20 protein-coding genes and 1 pseudogene are annotated in these 22,559 nt (G+C 66.4%); 13 read left to right on the top strand and 8 right to left on the bottom strand.

Features of this window, described 5'->3' with window-relative positions:
- Positions 1-256 precede the first annotated feature (256 nt).
- From E1261_RS46290 to E1261_RS10410, 4 genes are read right to left on the bottom strand one after another with little or no spacing between them, the layout of a single operon-like run.
- A complete protein-coding gene (locus E1261_RS46290) occupies positions 257-1,438 on the bottom strand; it encodes an acyltransferase family protein (RefSeq protein WP_238176115.1) in 1,182 nt (393 codons plus the stop codon).
- Complete coding sequence (locus E1261_RS10420) at positions 1,435-2,235, bottom strand: class I SAM-dependent methyltransferase (RefSeq protein ID WP_238176114.1); 801 nt, start codon at positions 2,233-2,235, stop codon at positions 1,435-1,437. The genes E1261_RS46290 and E1261_RS10420 overlap by 4 nt, the downstream gene beginning before the upstream one ends.
- Before the next feature lie 9 nt (positions 2,236-2,244).
- Positions 2,245-2,760: an SRPBCC domain-containing protein gene (locus tag E1261_RS10415; protein WP_132405250.1), complete on the bottom strand. Its 516-nt coding sequence runs from the start codon at positions 2,758-2,760 to the stop codon at positions 2,245-2,247.
- Positions 2,757-3,323, bottom strand: coding sequence for a TetR/AcrR family transcriptional regulator (locus tag E1261_RS10410; RefSeq protein ID WP_132405248.1), 567 nt, complete (start codon positions 3,321-3,323; stop codon positions 2,757-2,759). The genes E1261_RS10415 and E1261_RS10410 overlap by 4 nt, the downstream gene beginning before the upstream one ends.
- Positions 3,324-3,443: 120 nt before the next feature.
- On the opposite strand from E1261_RS10410, the gene E1261_RS10405 reads away from it, so the two are divergent.
- The 3 genes from E1261_RS10405 (at position 3,444) to rpsA (ending at position 6,984) form a co-directional block, all read left to right on the top strand.
- A complete protein-coding gene (locus E1261_RS10405) occupies positions 3,444-4,322 on the top strand; it encodes an SGNH/GDSL hydrolase family protein (RefSeq protein ID WP_202874599.1) in 879 nt (292 codons plus the stop codon).
- A gap of 13 nt (positions 4,323-4,335) precedes the next feature.
- Positions 4,336-5,223, top strand: coding sequence for a phosphotransferase family protein (locus E1261_RS10400; RefSeq protein WP_238176113.1), 888 nt, complete (start codon positions 4,336-4,338; stop codon positions 5,221-5,223).
- A gap of 264 nt (positions 5,224-5,487) precedes the next feature.
- Positions 5,488-6,984 carry a 30S ribosomal protein S1 gene (gene rpsA, locus E1261_RS10395; protein ID WP_132405244.1) on the top strand — a complete coding sequence of 499 codons (1,497 nt, stop codon included), beginning with the start codon at positions 5,488-5,490 and terminating at the stop codon, positions 6,982-6,984.
- A 58-nt stretch (positions 6,985-7,042) separates the two neighbouring features.
- Here rpsA and E1261_RS10390 read toward each other — a convergent pair whose 3' ends face one another.
- On the bottom strand, positions 7,043-7,675 hold the full coding sequence (locus E1261_RS10390) for a hypothetical protein (protein ID WP_132405242.1): 633 nt from the start codon (positions 7,673-7,675) through the stop codon (positions 7,043-7,045).
- A 17-nt stretch (positions 7,676-7,692) separates the two neighbouring features.
- Between E1261_RS10390 and coaE the strand changes: the two genes are divergently transcribed.
- The 9 genes from coaE to E1261_RS46285 all read left to right on the top strand — a co-directional run bounded on the left by coaE (position 7,693) and on the right by E1261_RS46285 (position 19,210).
- Positions 7,693-8,310: a dephospho-CoA kinase gene (gene coaE, locus E1261_RS10385; protein ID WP_132405240.1), complete on the top strand. Its 618-nt coding sequence runs from the start codon at positions 7,693-7,695 to the stop codon at positions 8,308-8,310.
- Between the two features lie 82 nt (positions 8,311-8,392).
- Positions 8,393-9,598, top strand: coding sequence for a PrsW family glutamic-type intramembrane protease (locus E1261_RS10380; RefSeq protein ID WP_132405238.1), 1,206 nt, complete (start codon positions 8,393-8,395; stop codon positions 9,596-9,598).
- Complete coding sequence (locus E1261_RS45905) at positions 9,595-10,581, top strand: hypothetical protein (RefSeq protein WP_202874593.1); 987 nt, start codon at positions 9,595-9,597, stop codon at positions 10,579-10,581. The genes E1261_RS10380 and E1261_RS45905 overlap by 4 nt, the downstream gene beginning before the upstream one ends.
- Positions 10,582-10,622: 41 nt before the next feature.
- On the top strand, positions 10,623-11,468 hold the full coding sequence (locus tag E1261_RS10370) for a hypothetical protein (RefSeq protein ID WP_132405236.1): 846 nt from the start codon (positions 10,623-10,625) through the stop codon (positions 11,466-11,468).
- A 28-nt stretch (positions 11,469-11,496) separates the two neighbouring features.
- Entirely contained in the window at positions 11,497-12,294 is a 798-nt protein-coding gene (locus E1261_RS10365) for a hypothetical protein (protein WP_132405233.1), read from the top strand.
- Positions 12,295-12,342: 48 nt separating this feature from the next.
- Positions 12,343-14,448 carry an excinuclease ABC subunit UvrB gene (uvrB, locus tag E1261_RS10360; RefSeq protein ID WP_132405231.1) on the top strand — a complete coding sequence of 702 codons (2,106 nt, stop codon included), beginning with the start codon at positions 12,343-12,345 and terminating at the stop codon, positions 14,446-14,448.
- A 6-nt stretch (positions 14,449-14,454) separates the two neighbouring features.
- Positions 14,455-16,002: an ATP-dependent nuclease gene (locus tag E1261_RS10355; RefSeq protein ID WP_132405229.1), complete on the top strand. Its 1,548-nt coding sequence runs from the start codon at positions 14,455-14,457 to the stop codon at positions 16,000-16,002.
- A gap of 137 nt (positions 16,003-16,139) precedes the next feature.
- Positions 16,140-17,810, top strand: coding sequence for a hypothetical protein (locus E1261_RS10350; RefSeq protein ID WP_132405227.1), 1,671 nt, complete (start codon positions 16,140-16,142; stop codon positions 17,808-17,810).
- A 185-nt stretch (positions 17,811-17,995) separates the two neighbouring features.
- Entirely contained in the window at positions 17,996-19,210 is a 1,215-nt protein-coding gene (locus E1261_RS46285; RefSeq protein ID WP_165952444.1) for a class I SAM-dependent methyltransferase, read from the top strand.
- A 256-nt stretch (positions 19,211-19,466) separates the two neighbouring features.
- Here E1261_RS46285 and E1261_RS47090 read toward each other — a convergent pair.
- The 3 genes and pseudogenes from E1261_RS47090 to E1261_RS10330 all read right to left on the bottom strand — a co-directional run.
- Positions 19,467-19,748, bottom strand: a pseudogene (locus tag E1261_RS47090) (flavoprotein); the annotation flags it as partial.
- Between the two features lie 3 nt (positions 19,749-19,751).
- Complete coding sequence (locus tag E1261_RS10335; protein WP_132405223.1) at positions 19,752-20,276, bottom strand: NUDIX domain-containing protein; 525 nt, start codon at positions 20,274-20,276, stop codon at positions 19,752-19,754.
- Positions 20,273-21,514, bottom strand: coding sequence for a helix-turn-helix domain-containing protein (locus tag E1261_RS10330; RefSeq protein ID WP_238176121.1), 1,242 nt, complete (start codon positions 21,512-21,514; stop codon positions 20,273-20,275). Before E1261_RS10330 ends, E1261_RS10335 begins: the two co-directional genes overlap by 4 nt.
- A 163-nt stretch (positions 21,515-21,677) precedes the next feature.
- On the opposite strand from E1261_RS10330, the gene E1261_RS10325 reads away from it, so the two are divergent.
- On the top strand, positions 21,678-22,004 hold the full coding sequence (locus E1261_RS10325; protein WP_132405219.1) for a P-loop NTPase family protein: 327 nt from the start codon (positions 21,678-21,680) through the stop codon (positions 22,002-22,004).
- The last annotated feature ends 555 nt before the right edge of the window (positions 22,005-22,559 follow it).

Below are 22,559 nucleotides of genomic sequence, written 5' to 3'. Positions count from 1 at the left end.
CTGACCAAGGCAGGCTTCAGTGACGTGTCCGTCACGCCGGTGCACGGCGTGAACGTGTGGCGGCCGAACCCGGCCGCGCTGACACTCGAAGTGCCCACCTCGAGCAAGCCCTCGGTGCTGACCGTCGCGCAGAACTACAACAAGGGCTGGGTCGCGTACGACGGCAGTGGGCGGAAGCTGACGCCGATCCGGGTCGCCGGCTGGCAGCAGGGCTGGGTGCTGCCCGCAGGTGAGGAGCAGCTCGTCAACGCGCGGTTCATGCCGGACCGGGTGTATCGGGCCGGTCTCCTGGTCGGCTCGCTTGCAGTGCTCGCCGTGATGGCGATGGCGGTGTTCTACCGCCGCCGGACCCGTCGGTCCGGACACCAGCTAAAGGCCGCTCCATGGTGTAGTAGCTGGCTGCAGCGAGCCCGATGGACGCGAGAAGCGTCGTAACGAACAGGAACACGAACTGCGTGCTGATGCGCGCGAGCAGAGTCAGCGCGATCAGCTGGTACGCGAACACGCCGTACGTGAGGTTGCTGGCTAGGCGGGCGGTTCTGCTGCCCAAGTAGTTCGCAGTGCGTGTGCTCGGTGCCAGGGCCGGGAACAGCACGCAGGCTGCGATGCCGGTGTAGAGGAGGCTCTTCACTGCGGTCTGGCCGGGGGTGGCGGTCGACAGATCGTATGGACCGGCCAGCGGAGTCGCGGCGAGCAGCAAGAGCGCGGCTGCGACACCCCAGACGGTCCCGGGGATCGTGGTGAGGATGTCGAGGGCCGATGAGCCGAGCCGGCCCGTGCTGCGAGCCACCTGCCACAAAGCGAGGCCCATGCCGACCGCGAACCAGCCGATGTAGCCGGGCAGCCAGAGTCCGGCGTTGGGGTGGTGCGTTGCGCTCATCAGCGTCAGCCACACCGGGCCGACCACCGTCAGCCCTGCCAGCACACTGAGCCGCCACCGGACACTGCGCCGAGTCGGACGCTCGTACCCGGTCAGGAGCTTGGCCAGCGCCGGCAGGATCACGTAGAACGCGGCAATCGCCGCCAGGCTCCAGAGCTGCGTCAGACCGGCTGCCGGCGGTCCCTCGAAGTACACCTGAGTGAGCGTCGCGTGCTGCAGGTACGTCGACCAGTCAGCTGAGTGCAGCAGTATGGCGGCGAGTAGCACGGCGACCCACAGCACGGGCAGGATCCGCACGGCCCGCTTCCGCAGGTACGGCAGGGTCAGCGGCGGCAGTGTGCCCTCGAACCACGCCACCACGTGCGGCCGGTAGAGGAGGAAGCCGGAGATCGCGCAGAAGACCGCAGCGCCGACGTCCAGCCGCGACAGCAGACCGGACAGCGCTCCAGCATCGCTGTGCAGAGCGACCTGCGCGGTCAGCATCGCCAGCGCGGCCAGAACGCGCAGACCGTCCAGCGCGGGGAACCTGTGCTGCGTCGTCATCCCCAGTCTTCTCATGCACAGTCCTCCTTGCGGGCCGACCAGATCGCCGTACCGGGCACGTAGCGCCCGCGATGCGGGCCCCAGCCACCCCAGACCAGCGTGTGACCGGCGGGCCACTCCGGCTCGAGCAGGTCGTCGATGGCGAACCCGGACTCGGTCAGCGCCCGGATCCAGTCACCGATCGTCCGATGGTGCTCCACGTAGACCGGCGTACCGGCGTCGTCGACCTCGACGTACGGCGTCCGGTCGAAGTACGGCTTGTCGATCCGCAGACCGCCCTCGGAGGGGTCGTCCGGCATCGTCCACCGGAACGGGTGGGTAACCGAGAAGACCAGCAGGCCACCAGGTTTGAGGGTGCGGGCGATCTCGCGCAGCGCGGTCCCGGCGTCGGCCACGAACGGCAGCGCACCGAACGCCGAACACACGATGTCGAAGGTGGCATTGGCATAGGGGAGTGCCGTCGCGTCGGCAGCGACCGTCCGGACGGCGGTCCCGGTCCGGGCATCGAGCTGCTGCGCGATCCGCAGCTGCTCCAGCGAGATGTCGAAGGCAACGACATTCGCGCCTTGGCCGACCAGCCAGCGCGCACACTGCGCGGCACCGCAGCCGACCTCGAGGACGCGCTTGCCACGGACCGGTCCGAGCAGCTGCGCGGACTCCTCATCGACGCCCTCGGGACCCCAGACGAACCGGTCGTCCCCCAGGAAGTCGCCGTGGTCCTCGAGGTACTCGGCAGCGGCGGAGTTCCAGTAGGTCCGGCTGGCCTGTGAGCTCTCGGCCTCGGTCAGCTCAATACGTTGCGGCTCGACCACCGGGTCACACTAGCGACCTTGGACCGCCCGCGTCGCGATCGCCTGGTTCATCGCGTGGAACTGTGGCTCGATCGTGTCGCGCAGCATGCCGGCGGTGAACGGGACGGCGGCGCCGCGGAAGATCTCCTCCTGGATCAGCTTCGACCGCCCGTTGGGCAGCGCCTCGATCCGGAACGCGTGCTCGCCGTCGAAGACCCCGCCGAATCCGATCCGCCCGATCCAGCGCAGCTCCCGGCCGGGCTGGACGGCCAGCAGCTTGGGGGTGAAGGTCGTCTCCGCACCCTTGGTGTCGCGCAGCACGTTGGTGATCGTCGCACCGACGATCAGGTCACCGGTCGAGGCGACGATGAACGGGTTCCAGGCCGGGTAGTGCTCGCGGTCGGCGAGGACCGTCCAGACCTGGTCGGGGGAGGCGTCGATCTCGACCTCGGTGCGCAGCACCGTCGGCCGGACGATCGTGTAGGTGGTGTAGCCGATCAGCAGCAGGACGAAGACACCTAGGCCTACCAGCAGGCGACGCATCATGGGGACTCCTCAGGTCCAAGGACGCTGAGCATCAGCGTCCGGGCGTAGTCAGGGGTGAGTGGCTCGCCAGTGACGAGGAGCCGGTAGTACAGCGGGCCGACCAACTGATCGACCAGTACGGCGGGTGCTACGTGGCTGAGCACGATTCCGGCCTGCTGCGCCTTTGCGACGACGGCGGTGACGGCTCCGTGCCGGTCCGCCCAGAGCGCGCGGACGCTCTCGCCCACCCGCGGATCGCGAGCGGACGCGGCGGCCAGGTCTGCGATCAAGCTGGTCGGCGTCGAGCTGAGACCGGCGGCGATCGTGACGACCAGCGTGGTCAGGTCGCCGCGCGGGTCGTCGGACGGCTCGAACGGGATCTCCTCGCGCATCGAGGCGATCAGGGCGACCACGAGCTCGGCCTTGGAGGCCCAGCGCCGGTACAGCGTGGTCTTGGCGACCCCGGCCCGCTCGGCGACCCGGTCGATCGACAGCCCTTCGTAGCCGCCGCGGCGCAGCTCTTCGGCCGCGGCGGCGAGCAGCCTGCCTTCGATCGCGGTGTCTCTCGGTCGTCCCCGGGTCATGGCATTTACGCTACGGCGGTAGCGTAAATAAGTCAAACCGCGCCGAGGTCTTGCCGAAAAGCTGAAAGTTGCTCATTGTGGGCTGTTACTGGTTGGTCACTTAACGTCAAAGGCGGCGGCATGAAGAGAATGTTGATAGCGGTGGCGGCGACGACCGGTCTGCTCGCCAGCGGGCTGACGCCGCTGCCGGCGATGGCTGCTCCGCCGCTGGTTTATGTGGCGATGGGCGACTCGTTCGCCGCGGGGTCGCTCGTGCTGCCGGCCAAGGAGGTGCTGACCTGTGCGCGCTCGGCGCTCAACTACGCGTCCCTGATCGCCGCGGAGCTGGAGCCCGCGAAGTTCCGTGACGTGACCTGTGGCGCGGCGACGACCGCGCACTTCGCGAACCCGCAGCCGGGCATCATCCTCGGGACGGCAGCACCGCAGTACGACGCCTTGAGCGCCGACACCACGCTGGTATCGGTCGGGATCGGTGGCAACGACATCGGGCTGGTCGGGCTCGCGTTCTCCTGCGTGAACCTGCTGCCGCAACCGGTCGGGACCTCGTGCAAGGCGACCAACACCGCGGGCGGCGTGGACAAGCTGGCCCAGAAGATCGACGCGTTCGCGCCGACGTACGGGACGGTGATCGAGCAGATCCGGGCCCGCGCGCCGCACGCGAAGATCCTGATGGTCGGCTACCCGACTGGTATCCGGAAGGGCGGCTGCTGGCCGGTCGTGCCGGTGTGGGGTGCCGATGCCGACTACCTGCAGTCGGCGCTGACCCGGCTGAACCGCCGGATGGCCGAGCAGGCGAGTGCGCACGGCGCGACGTACGTCGATCTGGCCACGCCCAGCGTCGGCCACGACATGTGCAAGCCCATCGGGACGCGGTGGATCGAGGGGCTGATCCCGAGCGCGCTCACCAACGGCCTGGTTCCGCTGCACCCGAACGCGGCCGGCCTGCGCAACGCCGTACCGACGGTCCTGGCGGCGATCGGTACGCAAGCCAGGCTCTGACAGTATCGGCGGGGTGGACGGACTTCAGGCGAGCGCAGTTCCGCTGACCGGCGGCTACCAGGGTCAGACCTTCGCGGTGACCGCCGGCGGCGAGGATGCCGTCCTGAAGTTGTACGTGAAGGACCCGGACCGGGCGGTCGTCGACGCGGCGCTGCTCCAGTTGGTGCACGGGCTGCTACCGGTACCGCGGATCCTCGATCTGAAGCGCGAGGGGTCGTGGGAGGACCCGCCGTACCTGTTGATGGAGCGGCTGCCCGGCGTGAACCTGCAGGTCTACCTGGAGACGGCCGGTCCGGACGAACGACGGAAGGTCGGAGCTCAGCTGGGGGAGTTGCTCGCCCGGCTGAGCGGGATGCCGTTCCTGACCGCCGGGATGTTCCGCGGCGGTGACCTGACCGTGGAGCCGTTCGGGTATGCCGACCTGACGGACTTCGCCGCCGGGCTGGATCTGGAGCTGAGGCCGGCCCAGCGAGAGGTGCTGTCGGATCTCACCCTGATGGCGGGGGACCTGCTGGACGACGCGGCGGACCGGGTCTGCCTCGTGCACAGCGACTTCAACCCCAAGAACCTGCTGATCGACCCTGACAGCGTCAAGATCACGGGGCTGATCGACTGGGAGTTCGCTCACGCAGGCTCGCCGTACGCCGATCTTGGCAACCTGTTCCGGTTCTGCACCGACCCGGTGCTGGCCGGCGGGGTGCTGAGCGTGCTCCGGTGGAGCGAACTGGGGCTCGGGGAGCCGCTCGTCGAGCGCGGCCGGGCCGCCGATCTGTGGGCACTCCTGGAGCTTGCGTCGCGCTCCGCCTCGAACGAGGTGGCGGCCGCCGCGGGAGCGCTGGTGGCCCGGATGCTGGACACCCGGAAGTTGGCCGGAGACCGTCCGGATCTGGAAGCCATATAGTCGACTCAGCAGTGAGCTGAGTGGCACGTCGGGACACCTCGGCGGGCGGCCGGTGGCGACCGGGTGCCCCAGGTTGTGCTGCCTCCGTCAAGACCGGTATTCTGTGAGATGCGCTATGGGCCTGCGCGACCTCGGACGGAGCAGGCTCGTGCTCGCAGCTTGTCGGTGGTGAATCTGTGCTCTCCAGGCAGTCCAGCGGTGTGATGCGATCCAACGGCTCATACGCACCTGACTAGACCACCAGTCCACGGAGCAACCCACCACATGACGGCCAGCATCGAGGCACCTCTCGACCCCGCAGTACGCAGCACCCCGCAGGTAGCGGTCAATGACATCGGGTCGGAGGAAGACTTCCTCGCGGCGATCGATCTGACCATCAAGTACTTCAACGACGGCGACATCGTTGAGGGCACCATCGTCAAGGTCGACCGGGACGAGGTTCTCCTCGACATCGGTTACAAGACCGAAGGCGTGATCCCCTCCCGCGAGCTGTCGATCAAGCACGACGTCGACCCGAACGAGGTCGTCAACGTCGGCGATCACGTCGAGGCCCTGGTTCTCCAGAAGGAGGACAAAGAAGGCCGCCTGATCCTCTCCAAGAAGCGCGCCCAGTACGAGAAGGCCTGGGGCACGATCGAGAAGATCAAGGAAGAGGACGGTGTCGTCACCGGTACCGTCATCGAGGTCGTCAAGGGTGGACTCATCCTGGACATCGGCCTCCGTGGCTTCCTGCCCGCCTCGCTCGTCGAGATGCGTCGCGTCCGCGACCTCCAGCCGTACGTCGGCCAGGAGATCGAGGCCAAGATCATCGAGCTCGACAAGAACCGCAACAACGTGGTTCTGTCGCGTCGCGCCTGGCTGGAGCAGACGCAGTCCGAGGTGCGGATGAACTTCCTCACCCAGCTGCAGAAGGGCCAGATCCGCAAGGGTGTCGTCTCCTCGATCGTCAACTTCGGTGCGTTCGTGGACCTCGGCGGCGTCGACGGTCTGGTGCACGTCTCGGAGCTGTCCTGGAAGCACATCGACCACCCGACCGAGGTTGTCGAGGTCGGCCAGGAGGTCACCGTCGAGGTGCTGGACGTCGACATGGACCGCGAGCGCGTCTCGCTGTCGCTGAAGGCGACCCAGGAGGACCCGTGGCAGCAGTTCGCCCGGACCCACCAGATGGGCCAGATCGTCCCGGGTAAGGTCACCAAGCTGGTGCCGTTCGGTGCGTTCGTCCGCGTGGAGGAGGGCATCGAGGGTCTGGTGCACATCTCCGAGCTGGCCGAGCGTCACGTCGAGATCCCGGAGCAGGTCGTTCAGGTGAACGACGACGTGATGGTCAAGATCATCGACATCGACCTCGAGCGTCGCCGGATCTCGCTGTCGCTGAAGCAGGCCAACGAGGGTGTCGACCCGGTCTCCGACGACTTCGACCCCACGCTGTACGGCATGGCGGCGACGTACGACGAGCAGGGCAACTACATCTACCCCGACGGCTTCGACCCGGAGACGGGCGAGTGGCTCGAGGGCTTCGATGCTCAGCGTGAGGAGTGGGAGCGGCAGTACGCCGAGGCCCACCTGCGCTGGGAGGCCCACAAGAAGCAGATCGAGGACGCCAAGACGGCGGACGTCGAGGCCGGCGAGGCCTCCACGTACTCCTCGGCCACCGGTGGTGGCGCCAGCGCGGCTCCGAAGGACGACGCTCCCGCCGAGGGCGCGCTCGCTTCCGACGAGGCCCTGCAGGCTCTGCGTGAGAAGCTGACCGGCCAGGGCTGATCAGCTCAGTAGTTCGCCGAGACCCCCGCATCCTTCTGGGTGCGGGGGTCTCGCACGCCTAGGGCCCGCGGCGTTTCGAGGTGCGGAAGCCGTTGCCCCAGTTGCCGCCGCCCTCACCCTTCATCCGGGCCCTCAGCTCGATCATCGCGGCGCGCGCCGTACTCGAGGTGAAGAAACCGATCCGGTACGGCTCGTTCGGCGCACCCGCTTCCCACGCCGGCACCTGTTGTGCGCCGTACCGGATCATGCGCACCGGGGGATCCTCCCCGGCTTTGAGTCGCGCCGCGTCCTGCACACAGGCGGGCACCTTGCGGGTCGGGCCGCTGCGCGGCGTCCACACCACGTCAACGCTCGCCGGTCCGTGCTGCGGGTTGAAGAAGCACGGTGTACGGCGCTCTGGCAGTGGAAGCCCGTCGACCCGGGCCCGCGCACAGGCCAGCGCGTAGCGGCCGGCGGTCAAGGTATCGATCACCGCGCTGATCGCCTCGACGGTCTTCAGTTTGTCGACGAGCCGCTTGGCTCTTTCGTAGGCGTCCAGTGCGGTCTGGTAGTCGTGGCGCGCATCGGGACCGAGCTCGTGCGCGTCCCCGAACCGGGTCAGTTCCTCGCCGAAAACGATGGCGTCCTCTTCCGCCATCAGCCGGACATGCCGCAGCTCACGCAGGTCCTGGCGTCGTCTTCTCCACCCCATAAGCCATAGTAGTTCCCGTGCTACGAGTGGGACTGACCGGCGGAATCGGATCCGGTAAGAGTGCGGTGTCGTCGCGGCTGGCGGCGCGGGGTGCGATCGTGATCGATTCCGACGTACTGGCGCGCGAGGTGGTGGCCAAGGGGACCGACGGGCTGGCCGAGGTGGTGGCCGCGTTCGGGCCCGGGGTGCTGACGGCCGACGGTGAGATGGATCGGCCGGCGGTCGGGCGGATCGTGTTCGGCGACGCCGACGCACGACGTCGGTTGGAGGCGGTCATTCATCCGCGGGTGCGAGCCCGGGCAGCCGAGATCGAGGCGGCGGCGCCGGACGATGCGATCGTGGTGCACGACATTCCGTTGCTGGTCGAGACCGGTCAGGCCGACGGGTTCGACGTGGTGCTGGTGGTCGACGTACCGGCTGCTGTCCAGCTGGAAAGGCTGACGCAGCAACGAAAGATGGCGGAATCCGAGGCAGAGCAGCGGATCGCCAGCCAGGCCACGCGCGAGCAGCGGCTCGCCGTCGCCGACGTGGTGGTCGAGAACGACGGAACGCTGGCCGAGCTGGACACCCGGGTCGATGAGGTGTGGACCACTCTGCGGCAGCGCGCAGGGCACGGTCCGGACACGAAACCGTGACCCCTGCGCGGTAAATGATGTTTCCGGGATCGGTTGTACGACAATCTGTCCGGTCCGAAAGCCCAGATGTAGGGAGGATGGCGTGGTGTGTCCGCGCTGCAACTCTGACGTCCCCGAGGTCTCGCGGTATTGCCACCACTGTGGCAACGATCTGCGGTCCGGGGACACAGAGCGGAAGAACGCGTACGCGGCGAGGCCCGACGAGTCGGTCGCGTCGTTCAAGCTGGTTTCCACGATCATGCCGCAGGGCTCGGGGAAGCAGCCCTACACGTACAAGGTCGCACTCGGCATCGCGCTGCTGCTGACCGTCGTGACGGCCGCACTCGGTGCGCTGCCGGTGGCGATCATGGTGGCGGCCTTCTCGGTGCCGATCGTGTACATCCTCTATCTGTACGACGTGAACCTGTGGGAGGACGAGCCGATCCCGGTCGTCGCGGCGGCCTTCGTGCTGACCGGCGTACTGGCGGCCGTCTTCACCTGGCTGTGGTCGGACAGCATCTCGCTGACCACTGACACGATCGGGTCGAACGACGTCGGTCCGTCCGGGCGCGATCTGCTGCTCCTGCTCCTGCTGGTGCCCGTCGTCTCGGAGCTGATCCGCCAGATCGGCCCGCTGTATCTGGCCTCGCGGCCGCGGTACGACGACCTGATGGACGGCTTCACCTTCGGTGTGGTGGCCGGTGTCGGGTTCGCCTGCTTCGAGACGCTCGTACTGCACTGGGGCTGGATCAGCGGCGGCTTCGCCGGTCCGGGCAGCAGTGCCGGCACCTGGATCTCGATCGTGGTGCTGCACGGTTTCATCAAGCCGCTGATCTACGGTTCGGCGACCGGCCTGGCCGGTGCGGAGTTCTCCGGCCTCGGCGCCGGGTACGACGGTTTCACGCCGCGCTGGGTGGTCGCTCTGCTGCAGGCCATCGTGGTGAACGCGCTGTTCCAGGGCGGTGTCTACCTGCTCGGCTTCGTCGGTGGTCAGGGTTCGACGATCGGCGCCGTACTCGGTGCTCTCTGGGGCCTGTTACTGCTGGGCGCGCTGATCATCCGGGTCCGGACCGTGCTGCACAAGGGCCTGCTCGAGGCTGCGCTGGAGGCGGCCGCACGCGGCGGCTCCAACCACGCCTCCGGCGACCAGGCCTTCTGCTCGCGCTGTGAGATGCCGCTGCTGCCGCACTCGGACTTCTGCTCCGCCTGTGGCAACTCCGTCCGCTCGGTGCCGAAGGCGGCCCGTGGCGTGACCGCACCGGCGACAGCGAGTGGGTACGACGTGACGACTGGGGAGACGCAGGCATGAGCAACCAGCAACCTCCGTACGGGCAGGGTCAGCCTCCGCAGGGCCGGCCGCCGCAGGGTCCGCCGCCTGGCTACGGCCAGCAGCCCCCGCAAGGGCCGCCGCCCGGTTACGGACCGCCTCCGCAGGGTCCGCCTCCGGGCTACGGCCAGCAGCCGCCTCAGGGTCCGCCGCCTGGTTACGGGCAGCAGCCCCCGCAGGGCCCGCCGCCCGGCTACGGGCAGCAGCCGGGACAACCGCCGTACGGGCAGCAGCAGTACCCGCCGCAGCAGCAGGGCTATCCCGGGCAGCAGCAGTTCCCGCAGCAGCAGGGGTATCCGGGACAGCCGCAGTACGGCGGCGGAGCCCCGCGTGGCAAGGGCAACAGCAAGATCCTGTACCTGGCCGGTGGTGGCCTGGTCGTCGTCGCGGTGATCGGCATCGTGCTCGCGCTGATCTTCGGTGGCGGTGACGACAAGAAGCAGGTCCAGCCGCCGCCGGAGACCGGTGGCGGTGGTGACAACGGCACCAACCAGCCGACCAACACCGACGAGGGCATCGAGGTCGGCGAAGGCATCTTCGTGAAGCCGGCCTCGGGCTACGTCCGCAAGGAACTGAAGGACTTCAAGGGCGTCTACCTGCTGAAGACGGGTGAGGCCTACTTCATGGTCCAGGTGTTCAAGGCTGAAGGTGAGACGGTCGACACCATCCTGCCGAAGCTGCTGACCGCCGAGACCAAGTCGCTGAAGGACGTGAAGACGAAGGCGCCGGTCCGGGCCACGCCGGGCGCCGACGAGAAGACTCAGATCAAGACGGCCGCCACGCAGGGCTACTCCGGTCTGTCGACCGGCCAGCAGGGAACCACCGAGATCGTCGGCTACGTCGGCGTGATCGAGCGCAAGGACGGCGTCATCACGCTGGTCAGGGTGCTCGCCCGTAAGGACAAGGTCACGACCGCACAGACGGACAGCGCTGCCATGCTGAAGTCGGTGCTCAACAGCCAGTGACCGGGAAACGCGACAAGGGGGCCGGGGACAGCAACCCATGGGTGAGCAAACCCGGCCCCGACGAGGACCCAGCGGCAGCGCCTGCACCGGCGCTGCCGCCGTCCCCGTGGAATCTCGAAGTACCACCGGCACCCGGCGGTACGGCGTCGCCGTGGTCCGGGCCGGGGCCTGAGCAGGGTGGCGGCCCGGCCACCGAGACGTCTTCTGCCTGGGGCGACAAGGTCGGACCGCCGTCGCTGCGCCGCCCCCCGCCCGAGAAGAAGCGGCCCCGGATCCCTCCGGTGCTGCTGCCGATCGGTGCCGGTCTGGTCGTCGTCGCGCTGGTCGCAGTGGCCCTGGTGCTGCTGTCCGGTGGCGACGACAAGCGCGTCGACCCGGTCCCGTCGACGACTCCGAGCGTGAGTACGCCGAGCACGTCGTACACGCCGCCCGCCGGTGCGATCCCGGTGGCGTTCGGCGTCTCCGTCGTACCGGTCCCGGGCTGGAGTGTGCTGGAGACCGAGAAGCAGGGCAAGGAGCTCGTCACCTACGCACCGAACGGTGAGGCGCGGGCGTTCTTCTGGGTCCGCCAGAAGCAGAACGTGACCGCGAAGGCGTACCTGCTCGCGATCATCGAGGGCGAGACCGAGAACGAGATCGCCAAACTCGGTGACGAGCGGAACCTGCCGTGCCCGAAGGACGTCCTGGAGGAGTGCATCGCGATGAGCTACACCTCCACGGCCAAGGACAAGGCCGGTCAGGACGTCGCGGTCCAGGGCTACGTGGAGGTCTACCTGCGCAAGGACAAGGTGGCCACCGCGCTGGACTTCCGGACCCGCACCGACTTCGCGCCGAAGGCCGAGGCGGACGCCGCCCAGATGAAGACGTCGGTTCTCGACAGCCTGTGACGAACCCCCGACACCACGAGGAACAGCTATGAGTCAGCAGTACGGACCACCTCCGGGACCGCCGCCGGCCGCCGCACCCGGTGGCTGGGGAACCGGCACCGGTGGCGCGGGACCCGCGGGTCCCGGCGGCTGGGGACCCGGTCCTGGCCGGCCGCAGGGCCGGCCGGCCAAGTCGAACCGGTCGCAGTTCATCATCATCGGCTGCGCGGCGCTCGCGATCGTCCTGGTCGCGGTCGGCGTCGTCCTGCTGGTGACCGGCGGTGGCGACGACAAGCCGGCCGCGGTCCAGACCCCGGACGCGCCCGGCACCCTGTACACGCCGCCGGCCGGCTCGAAGCCGGACGACTCCAAGAAGGAGAACGACGTCGGCGTCGAGGTCGGCCGCGGGATCTGGTTCACCCCGGCCAAGGGCTGGCTGCCGGACCCGAGGTCGAAGTCCGGGCGGAACTACATCCTGCAGCAGTTCAACGTCCGCGGCCTGATCGACGGGTACTACTGGGTCCGGCAGACCGAGCTGTACGACGCGAAGGGATTCGCCGAGCACCTGGTCGACATCGAGTCGAACGGGATGCAGAACGTGGTGATCGGCAAGGGTGAGGTCTGCAAGCCCGCCAACGAGGCGATCAAGACCTGCTACGCGCTGAACTACACGGCCAAGATCAAGACCTCGAAGAACGGCCTGATCGACTACAAAGGCTTCGTGACGGCGTACTCGGACAAGTGGGACCGGGTGACGGCCACCGACGCCGGGCTCGAGGCGCGGGTCTACGAGCGCCGCTTCAACCAGCTCCAGTCGATGAACGCCAGCGTCGAAAAGAGCTTCTGACCTGCGGTTTTCAGTTTTTGTCGGCGGCGCCCCGTACCGTTGGGTGACATGAGACAGGTCACGGATCTCCAGCGTATGGTGGCGCCGCTCAAGGTGGTGTCCGACTTCGATCCGGCCGGCGACCAGCCGGCCGCGATCGCAGAGCTCGAGCGGCGGATCAACGCCGGCGAGCAGGACGTCGTACTGCTGGGTGCCACCGGTACGGGTAAGACGGCGACGATGGCCTGGCTGGCGGAGAAGATCCAGCGCCCGATGCTGATCCTGCAGCCGAACAAGACGCTCGCCGCGCAGTTCGCGACCGAGCTGCGGCACTTCTTCCCGGAGAACGCGGTCGAGTACTTCGTCTCGTACTACGACTACTACCAGCCCGAGGCGTACGTTCCGCAGACGGACACCTACATCGAGAAGGACTCCTCGATCAACGAGGAGGTCGAGCGGCTCCGGCACTCCGCGACCTGGTCGCTGCTGACCCGCCGCGACGTCGTCGTGGTGGCGACCGTCTCCTGTATCTACGGCCTGGGCTCCGCCGACGAGTACCTGAACCGGATGATCCACGTGAAGGTCGGCGACGAGATGGATCGCGACGGCCTGCTCCGCAAGCTGGTCGGCGTGCAGTACGCGCGCAACGACCTGGCCGGCACCCGCGGCACCTTCCGGGTCCGCGGCGACACGCTCGAGGTCTTCCCGGTCTACCAGGAGCTGGCCGTCCGGGTCGAGTTCTTCGGTGACGAGATCGAGCGGGTGATGACGCTGCACCCGTTGACCGGCGAGGTGCTGAGCGAGGAGAACGAGCTCTACATCGGTGCCGCGACGCACTACGTGACCGCGCCGGAGAAGATGGAGCGCGCGATCGCCTCGATCGAGGCCGAGCTGGCCGAGCGGCTGGCCGAGCTCGAGCGCGGTGGCCAGTTGCTGGAGGCCCAGCGGCTGCGGATGCGGACGACGTACGACATCGAGATGATGCGCCAGATCGGCACCTGCTCCGGGATCGAGAACTACTCCCGGCACACCGACGGCCGCGAGGCCGGTACGGCGCCGCACTGCCTGCTCGACTACTTCCCCGAGGACTTCCTGCTCGTCATCGACGAGTCGCACGTGACGGTCCCGCAGATCGGCGGGATGTACGAGGGCGACATGTCCCGCAAGCGGACCCTGGTCGAGCACGGCTTCCGGCTGCCGTCGGCGATGGACAACCGGCCGCTGCGCTGGGAGGAGTTCCTGGAGCGGATCGGCCAGACGGTCTACCTCTCCGCGACCCCGGGGCAGTACGAGCAGGACAAGTCCGACGGGTTCGTCGAGCAGATCATCCGGCCGACCGGCCTGATCGACCCCGAGGTGATCGTCAAGCCGACCAAGGGCCAGATCGACGACCTGATCCACGAGATCCGGATCCGGACCGAGCGCAACGAACGGGTCCTGGTGACGACGCTGACCAAGAAGATGTCGGAGGACCTGACCGACTACCTGCTGGAGATGGGCATCCGGACCAGATATCTGCACAGCGAGGTCGACACCCTGCGCCGGGTCGAGCTGCTCCGCGAGCTGCGGATGGGGGAGTACGACGTACTGGTCGGCATCAACCTGCTGCGCGAGGGTCTCGACCTGCCGGAGGTGTCGCTGGTCGCGATCCTGGACGCGGACAAGGAAGGCTTCCTGCGCTCCGGGCGGTCGCTGATCCAGACCATCGGCCGTGCCGCTCGAAACGTGTCCGGTGCGGTGTTCATGTATGCCGACAAGATCACGCCGTCGATGGAGATGGCGATCGACGAGACCAACCGGCGGCGCGCCAAACAGGTCGCGTACAACCTCGAGCACGGGGTCGACCCGCAGCCGCTGCGGAAGAAGATCGCCGACATCACCGACATGCTCGCCCGCGAGGACGCCGACACCGCCGAGCTCCTCGGCTCCGGCCGCAACCAGTCCCGCGGCAAGGCCCCGACCCCCGGCGGCGGCAAGGGCCGCGCCGGCGAGAAGGCCCGCGAGCTGGCCGGCGGCCTGCCATCCTCCGACCTCGCCGACCTCATCCAGCAACTCACCGACCAGATGCACAACGCCGCCGCCGAGCTCCAGTTCGAGGTAGCCGCCCGCTACCGAGACGAAATCTCCGAACTCAAGAAAGAACTCCGCCAAATGACCAACGCCGGCGCCAAGTAGCGCGACTTGATCGTCAAGTGGGTCGGAGTCCAGTCGTATCGTTCGATCGTCAACACGGAGAAGCTCGAACTAGGCCCGGTCACCGTGCTGATCGGGCGCAACAACTCCGGCAAGTCAGCCCTCCTGCGAGCGCTGTACCTTGCACAGGCCGGAGCTCAGTTCCATCAGGACGACCATCGACTCCGCAGCGCAGACCCTGTGCTGGTCGACATGGCGCTCGCGGACCCACCGGTCGAAGCAGCAACGACTTCCTTTCCCGACCCGAGCTCAGTACCACCAAATCTCGGAATCAGAGTCACAGCACCATCAGACGAACAGCCAACCGTGCGGCTGGTTTGGGACAACGGTCGGGCCGCGACCGGCATTGCACCGCTGGCCGCGCGCCGTCCGCACCATCTCTTCGTGCCGGTCTTCGCAAGAAGGAAGGTCAACGCATACGACCACGGAGTGGACGACGACCGCTCCCGAAGCGTCAACGTAACCGACCGAGACCTGACAGCGCTGCTGCAGTCACTGTCAGGCGACCATACGGAGGGACGGCGCTATCGCGAACTCGTCAGGCGGGTTCTAGGACCTGGGACGTCGATCGGAACGTTCGTTAGTCAGAATGGCCAGCAGCCGGGTCTGTCAATCAGGCAATACGAGAACGTATCGCTCGAACGTATGGGGGAGGGGGTCAGCAGCGTCATCACCATCCTCGCCGAGCTTGCGAGCCCCGGCCGTCGTGTCCTCTTGCTCGAAGAGCCCGAGAACGATCTACATCCTGAGGCATTGCGTGAGTTGTTGAAGGTCATCCTCGAAGCGGTTGACGAGCTCGGCTACCAGGTTGTTGTTTCGACACATAGCGACCTCGTACTGCGGACGCTCGGGTCTGCTGCCGGCGCTGTCGTGTACCGAACAACTCTCGAGCAGTCCGACGGTCAAGTGCCAACCACGACGTACACGCGCCTCGACAGCGCACTCGACCGTCGCGAGGCCCTGGCTGACCTTGGCTATGACATCACTGAGCCGATCGGTTGGCTGATCTTCGAGGAGAGCACTGCGGAGAGATTCTTCCGTGAGGTGCTCATACCTGCGTTCGTCCCGAAGCTTGCGGGCTTCCGCACCCTCGCTGCCGGCGGCACCGGCCGTGTGAGGAAGATCTTCGAGGATCTCAGGCATTTCATGTTGTTCGTGCAAAAGAGCGATGACTCCGAACCTACGCCGAGGGCATGGGTCCTGGTCGACGGCGACCAGTCCGGCAAAAAGGCCACAGATGCGCTGACCACGGCCTTCAGCAAGTGGCCGGCCGACCGGTTCATCACCACGACCGAGCCGATGATCGAGAAGTACTACCCTCGCCGGTTCGAAGAGCGAGTTGCCGAGATCGAGACCGCACGCGCCGCTGGGGCTACCTGGGAAGCACAACGATCCCTCAAAGGCGCGCTCGTCGAAGAAGTCTGCGCCTGGTTCAACAGTCCCGATGGGTCGCGCGCGGAGGTGGAGGAAAGCGCACACGAGCTCATCGAGATTCTGAACACGATCATGTCGGGACACGCGGACCTCTATCGATGACTGGAATGGTCGCGTGCGCCCACAACGGCGCCAGACGGCTTCTCCATGCGGGCGCGCCAGCCTGATTGGCGGCTGAGCTGCCACAACCTCCGGCGATTGGTCTTGATTAGGCGATGCCATCGCTCCAGGATCGACCTGTGCCAACGAACACCACCGGTCGCCCGGCATGGGAAGACCAGCTACAGACGTACCTCGAAGGACTTCGCGAGGTGCCCGTCGTAACGAAGGTAGATATTCCTGAGGGGTTCGACTCAGCCCTGGATCTGACAATTGCCGGACCTGCCCACCTTGATCTTTCCAACCTGCCGGAGGGCTCCAACACCCAGATGCGCTTCGCGTTCGTCGGCGGTATGCATGCGGTACACCTTCGCCACCTAGACCGATCGGCGCGCCTCAGCCTGCTCCTGGAGGAGGTGAACTCCCAACCGGACCGCGTGGACGTCTATCTCGATAGCGCGTTCCTCGGAGACGTGACGCTGGCATCCGGCGCGGGGAACAGACCGCTAACTATCGGCGCCCACGACGAGTACAGGGGCCGCGTCGAGATTCAGTCGGGGACGTTGGCTCTCTTGCGAGGTTTTCCTGCGGCAGCTCATGTCGCGGTGACCGGTTCGACTCTACGGCTCGAATCCGATCGCGATTACGTGACTGTGCGAGGAACGTCGTCGATCGACCTCCCCGGCGGGAACGTCCCGCGGATCATGTTGCTGACAGTCATCGGATCCGCCGACCTGAGGTTTCCCGCGAAGAAAGCACCGATCGTCGTCCAGCTGACCGGCCAGAGTGACGCGGCGACGCTCCGATTCGGATCCGACTACGCCGGTCGGGACTGGACTGTGGAGATGCTCACGGATCTGCGGTTGGAAGCCCAGTCGGCCGTGCAGATCCGGTCGAAGTTCGTCCAGGACTGCAAGATCAGCGGACCTGCACACCTCACGCTCGGGACGGGATCGACGGTCAACAGCTTGACCTGTTCCATCGATACCGGTGAACAGCATCCGACCCTGTCCGCGGATGAGGATTCAGTCGTTGATGAGCTCAGCGGGACGCTTACACTCGGGATGGTCAGCAAGTGCCATCTGATCGGCTCGGCCGACGGCTTCCTTATCGCGGACATCAAAACGTCGCGCAACGTACCCCGTGCCGCAGACCATCTCGCCGGCTCAGTTCTGACCGGTTTCAGGACACCACACGGCCTGGCAGGACGGGATGTCCTCGCGGCGATGGCTGATACCTACCATGTTGATCCCGATACAGCTGACCTTCCGGGATCCGAGCATGGGCTGCTTCAGCCGCTCAAGCGCTGGAAGCAACACCGGTCGACCAGCGATCGCCATCGCCGTCAGCTCGATCGCGGGCTTCGCCAGGACGCAGAACTGCTGCGGGAGTTACAACGCCTTGTGATCGAGAAGGGTGCCCCGGGCTCGACGAGAACCAAAGTTGCCTGGAACGCCTACCGTCTACGCCACCGTGGCGTCACGAGCCGGGTCGAGTACGCCGTTCTCGCTGGGTACCGGCTGCTCGGCTACGGCGAACGGCCGATGCCCGCGCTCTTCACATGGATGGCCGTCTCTCTTTGCGTGGCGGCGATCAGTCTCGGGTTGAAGCCTGATCCGACCCCACATGGGCTTCTCACGCTTCTCGGGGAGGCTGGGAAGCAGGCCGTCGGCCCGCTAACTGGCCTGCTCTACGCAGGCAATTCCTCTCTGACGTCGCTGTGGCAGCATCTGGCTCGTGCCGCCGTGGCCATCCCTCTCGTCACGGGTCTGCTGGCGTTCCGAAACTACGTCAAGAGCCGACAAAACTAGCGGTCGTCAGCACGTCCATGACCGGACTCTTCCACTCAGGTCAACACCACCAGGTCGCCAGAGATACCCCGGCAAACCCTTGGCGCTTCGCGTATCACCATACGGCTCTGTGACCTCTGTTATGTCACTGGATCGACGATGAGAGTAGCAAGGCCAATGTGGCCGCCAATCCGCGGAGGGACGTCATGCGATCAGGGACACAACCGACCGCCAAGCGTTGGCAGCTTGCCATTGCAGATACCTGGATTGGTGCAGCGACGTCACCGGGCTCGGCACGGTACGGCGATATGAATGATCTGTCTCGAGGTATCCAGCAGCTCATGCCGTACGACGCGCGGGATCGTCCGGAGGCTGAAGCGGTCATCGACCAACTTAATCCGGTCCTAGCGAGGTGCGACAGCCTGCCGTTCGACACCCGTGAGCAGTGCCTCGCCTACATCTGCTGGCACCTGCTCGACCGGTATGGGCGTATCCGGCAGGCCCTCGATGCTCTGTGTACTTTGGGTCATCTGCCTATTCGCAAGACGGCGGTCACACTGTTGGAGGTAGGCGCTGGTCCTTCTCCAGCCTCCTACGCTGTCGGCGACTACTACGCTCAGTTCGCCGACTGGTGTCGGCGAACTGAGCAGCCGATCCAACCAGCACCGGCCGTGATTCCTAGCTCGGTCGACCGCGGACCGGCATGGGCGCCGTTGATCCAATTCCTATCCGAAATGGTCCCGACACACGGGCGGAGACGGCTGTATGGAACGACATATCGCAACTTCCAGGCCTTCTCAGCACGCCAACTGCACCACGACGGCATCGGCGCTGTCGCGAACAACATTCAAGCCGATTTCGACCGAGCTGACGAGTACCTCAGCGAACGTCAGGCCCGTGAGTTCGCACTCGATCAAGGAGGCTTCCCGCCGAGCGCCTACGACCTCATCATCCTGTGCAATTTCCTTACTGTGCCGAGCATGACGGCCGCCTTCGAAGTCGAGATCCGCGAGTTGGCACGCTCGCTCACCCCAGGCGGGATTCTGCTGGTCCTGGGCAGCCCTAGCAACCAGTACCAGCCGATCTACGCGCAGGTCGACACACTCGCATGCGAATCAGGGTTCCCCAAGCTGAAGAAGGTGCTCAGCCAGACCTACCAGTCTCAGGACGACCGCCCGAGCCAGGAAATCGTGGCCCGGCAGATCACCTCCTCGCTCAGCCGTCTGCAGCGAGCAGCGCCCTCAGCCTTTGAGATCGTTCGCCAGGACTTGGCGGCAGATGTCAAGGACCTCGACCCCGATCTGGTCCAGTTCCCTCGCTTCGCCGTCCATGCCTACAAGGCCGAAGGGGGCGAAAGCATCTCAGCACACGATCGACGCCGGGTCCTGCGACGCCGATCGGCAGCCGGACGGTCGAGCTGACGGGGCGCCGCACTAGGAGGCGGCGCGTAGCGCGAGACTCCACGGGAAGCAGGCCAGTGCAGAGCCACCGGTCCGAGGCGGATGAGGCTCGAGCTCGCCCGGCCCGAACAGGACGCGAACCCCGGCCGCGCGGAGGCTCTCGACGCTTCGACGGAACACCGCGTTCGCCGCCAGAGCCTGGTTGACGAAAGGAACAACGACGATGCGAACGCCGGCTTCCCGTCAGCTCGGCGAGCTGCGTCAGTGCGTAGTTGTCTGCCACTCCTGCCGCCCACTTGTTGATCGTGTTGTAGGTCGCCGGCGCCACGATCACCGCATCGGCAGGCGGCACCCGCCCGTCACCCTCAACACGATAAGTAGTTCGGACCTGATGCCCGGCGGCCTTCCGCAGTTCGTCGAGATCGACGAAGTGTTCAGCCGCGGCCTCGGTCACGATGCAATACGTCTCCCAGCCGTTCTGCCGCGCCAAGTCGATCAGGTCCGCGACTCGCTCCGCAGGGCCGGCGCCGCAAACGATCAGATGCAGAATACGACTCACACCTCAACTCCTGCCGTCGTGGAGGTAGGCGACGGTGTGCGACTCGGCGGCCTTGAGGGCTGCTTCGAGGCGGAGCCAGACGTACGGTCGAAGTCGGTCACGGGCTTCGTCGGGCGCGAGGAACGTGTAGCGGCGCAGTTCACTGAGGTCGGGCTCGAGGTGAGCGAGCTGCGTTGAGGAGAGGCGGCCGGCGTCGAAGATGAACATCAACGAGTCGTCCCACGGGCCGTGGGGCGACACCCAGTCGATGCAGGCGAGCGTCAGGTCGGACGGGTCGAGTTGAAGGTTCAGTTCCTCGTTCAGCTCGCGGAGAACGCCGTCGAGCGGCGGCTCGTTCGCCTCGATCATCCCGCCGGGGAGATCCCAGTCGGGCTTGTAGTCAGGGTCGACGAGAAGGATCCGGCCGCCTTCGTCTCGCAGAATCGCATCGGCACCGACACGCTTGCGTGCTTGTTTGGCATTGCCCTCGGCCAGGTGATCCCGCCAAGCCTCTGGGTCGCGCTTGTACAGCGGTTCGTCGGCCGTCATCGTTGCTCGGGCTGTGTCTCGACGGTGCCAGAAATGATCCATTGCTGCAGCCAGGCCCGCTGGCGCAGAGTCTCAGCGAGCACCTGCCGGGTTTCGCTGACGCTGTTGATGCCCGCGTACGGCGTCAGGCGTTCGTAGATCTCCCGGAGCTGCTGAACGATCAGGTAGGAGCCCAGGCTCTGCGTTGATTCCACAACGTCGTGCAGGATCCGACATGCTTGCTCTGGCTCGCCCTGATCAATGAGTGCAGCCGTCAGGAAGAGCTGGCCAAAGGCATGACTGCGAGTCCGGTTCGACGGCCGTAGTCGAATGATCGCCTCGGCGTGGCTTTGGGTTTCCGCGGGGCGCCCGAGCTGTCGCATGCACCGCGCGGCCTCGCTCGCCAGGCTTCCGCTGTCGAAGTGACTGATCCACTCCGATGATGCATCTGACGACGATCCACCGATTGCGGATTCGGCTCTGCCGAGCAACGTCCGCGTCTCGTGATCGTCACCTAGTGCCGCTCGTCCGCGCGCTTGCATGGCCAGGAGTCGTGCCCGGAGTTCGGGGTTTGCAGGACCTTCAGCGAGTGCCGTCTCGCCCGCTTGGGCGAAGCGGATCGCGCCGTTCGGGTCGGCTCGGTGGTGTGCCAGATGGCTGAGGCTGGCGAGTACGTGGACTCCGAGTTGTCGGTCCTGACCGGCCTTCGACAGGTGGAACGCGCGGAGGAAATGACTGTACGCGCGGTCGTCTCGGCCCGCGTCATGAGCCATCCAACCAGCCATCTCGGTCAAACCGGCAGCGGCTGTGAAGACACCCGGATCTTCGACAGGGTCGTCGCCGCCGAACAGCCGCGGACCGACCTCTGTGCGCAGGTACTTCACCACTGAGCCGTACAAGTGTCCACCGCCGACCTGCAGGTCAGCGGATCGGAACGAACGCATCGCGAGAACGTCCGGATCGTGGGTTCGTCGTCCTGCAAGCGCGGTAGCTGGTCGATGCTTCACAGCGGCAGGGACTGGCTCCCTGGCAATCTCCAGGCGGGAGGCGAACCGCGTCCGTACGTCGTCGCTCGCGCCGGCCAGCAGCGAATCCAGCCCCTCCTGATTGATCGGCCTCGGCCGGATCCGCTCACCGCCCGCTTCCCAGCGGGACACCATCCGCTCGCTCACGCCGATCCGCGCCGCGAACTCGCGAATGCTGAGCCGCTGGCTTTCGCGCAGAGCTCGCACTTCACGGCCCGACCAGACCTGCACCATCACGGGCCCCAGTCTGGCACTCAAGCGTGCACCGCTCCAGCCGAACAACGGGTGTCGGTTCAGTACAGGTTCAGTACTGCGTCGGCAGCACACCATGTCGCTGTCAAAGCATCCTGCCCGACGCTGATTGTTCATCAGCAACTCAGCAGCAACGGGGTCAGATATGCGGTTCGCCTTTGGCTACTTCAAGAAACACTTCCTGATGACAGATGCCGAAGTGGCGTCGCGTCGCCAGCGAATCGTCGACTGCGCGGCAGCCAATCATCGCGAACTAGTTGCCCTCTTCATCGACGAGATTGCGACCGCTCCCGACGAATTTCACAACGCCCTGGCCGCGGTCATGGAGCTGGACGACAGGGCTCTGATCGTCCCCAGCCTCGTCCACTTCGCAGGTAGCGGCAACCCGCTCGAGTTCCGCGAATTGCTCCGAGCTCAGCAGGTCGCCGTACTGCTCTCGGAACCTCCTCAGCAAGCGGGGCGGGCGTGCTGACATCAGATCCGCGCCCGCCCCGCTCTCCATCAGAGGACCAACCCCTGCTGTCCCCGAATCACGCGCTCCGCGAAGCAAGACTCCGCACCCCATCCCCGGCTGACGCCGACCGTTCCATGTCACGCGCGGAGTTGGCGGACGCCGTCTGCACCTGGTTGTGGATCACGAAGGGCGACAACCGCCCACTGGACGCCCACTACATCGCAAAGCTCGAACGAGGAGCCGTCCGTCGTACAGGCGGCTCCTACGGTGAGGCCCTACGTGCGGTCCTAGGTGTCTCGAACGACGCCGATCTAGGGATGGGCCGATGACAGCTGCAGATCAATACCAGCGCCGGTACGGGATCGGTTGGAGTTGGACGCCGGCTCTGAACTTGCGACCTGACCTGTAGAAAGGCCTAGCCCACGGGCGCCCAAGAGCTCGCTGGAGGCGAGCATCGGTGCGCCTTGGCCAACATGTTCCAGGTGCTGGCCAAGGCGGCAGGTGACGGCGACCACGGGTAGTTGAGTGCGGGCGGTAGTCCGCGGGGCGCGCGGTAGCGCGTGGAGGTCGGGG

It is taken from the genome of Kribbella albertanoniae (genome assembly GCF_004348455.1).
Taxonomy (GTDB): Bacteria; Actinomycetota; Actinomycetes; order Propionibacteriales; family Kribbellaceae; genus Kribbella; species Kribbella albertanoniae.
This window is presented reverse-complemented; position numbering and strand designations above follow the sequence as displayed.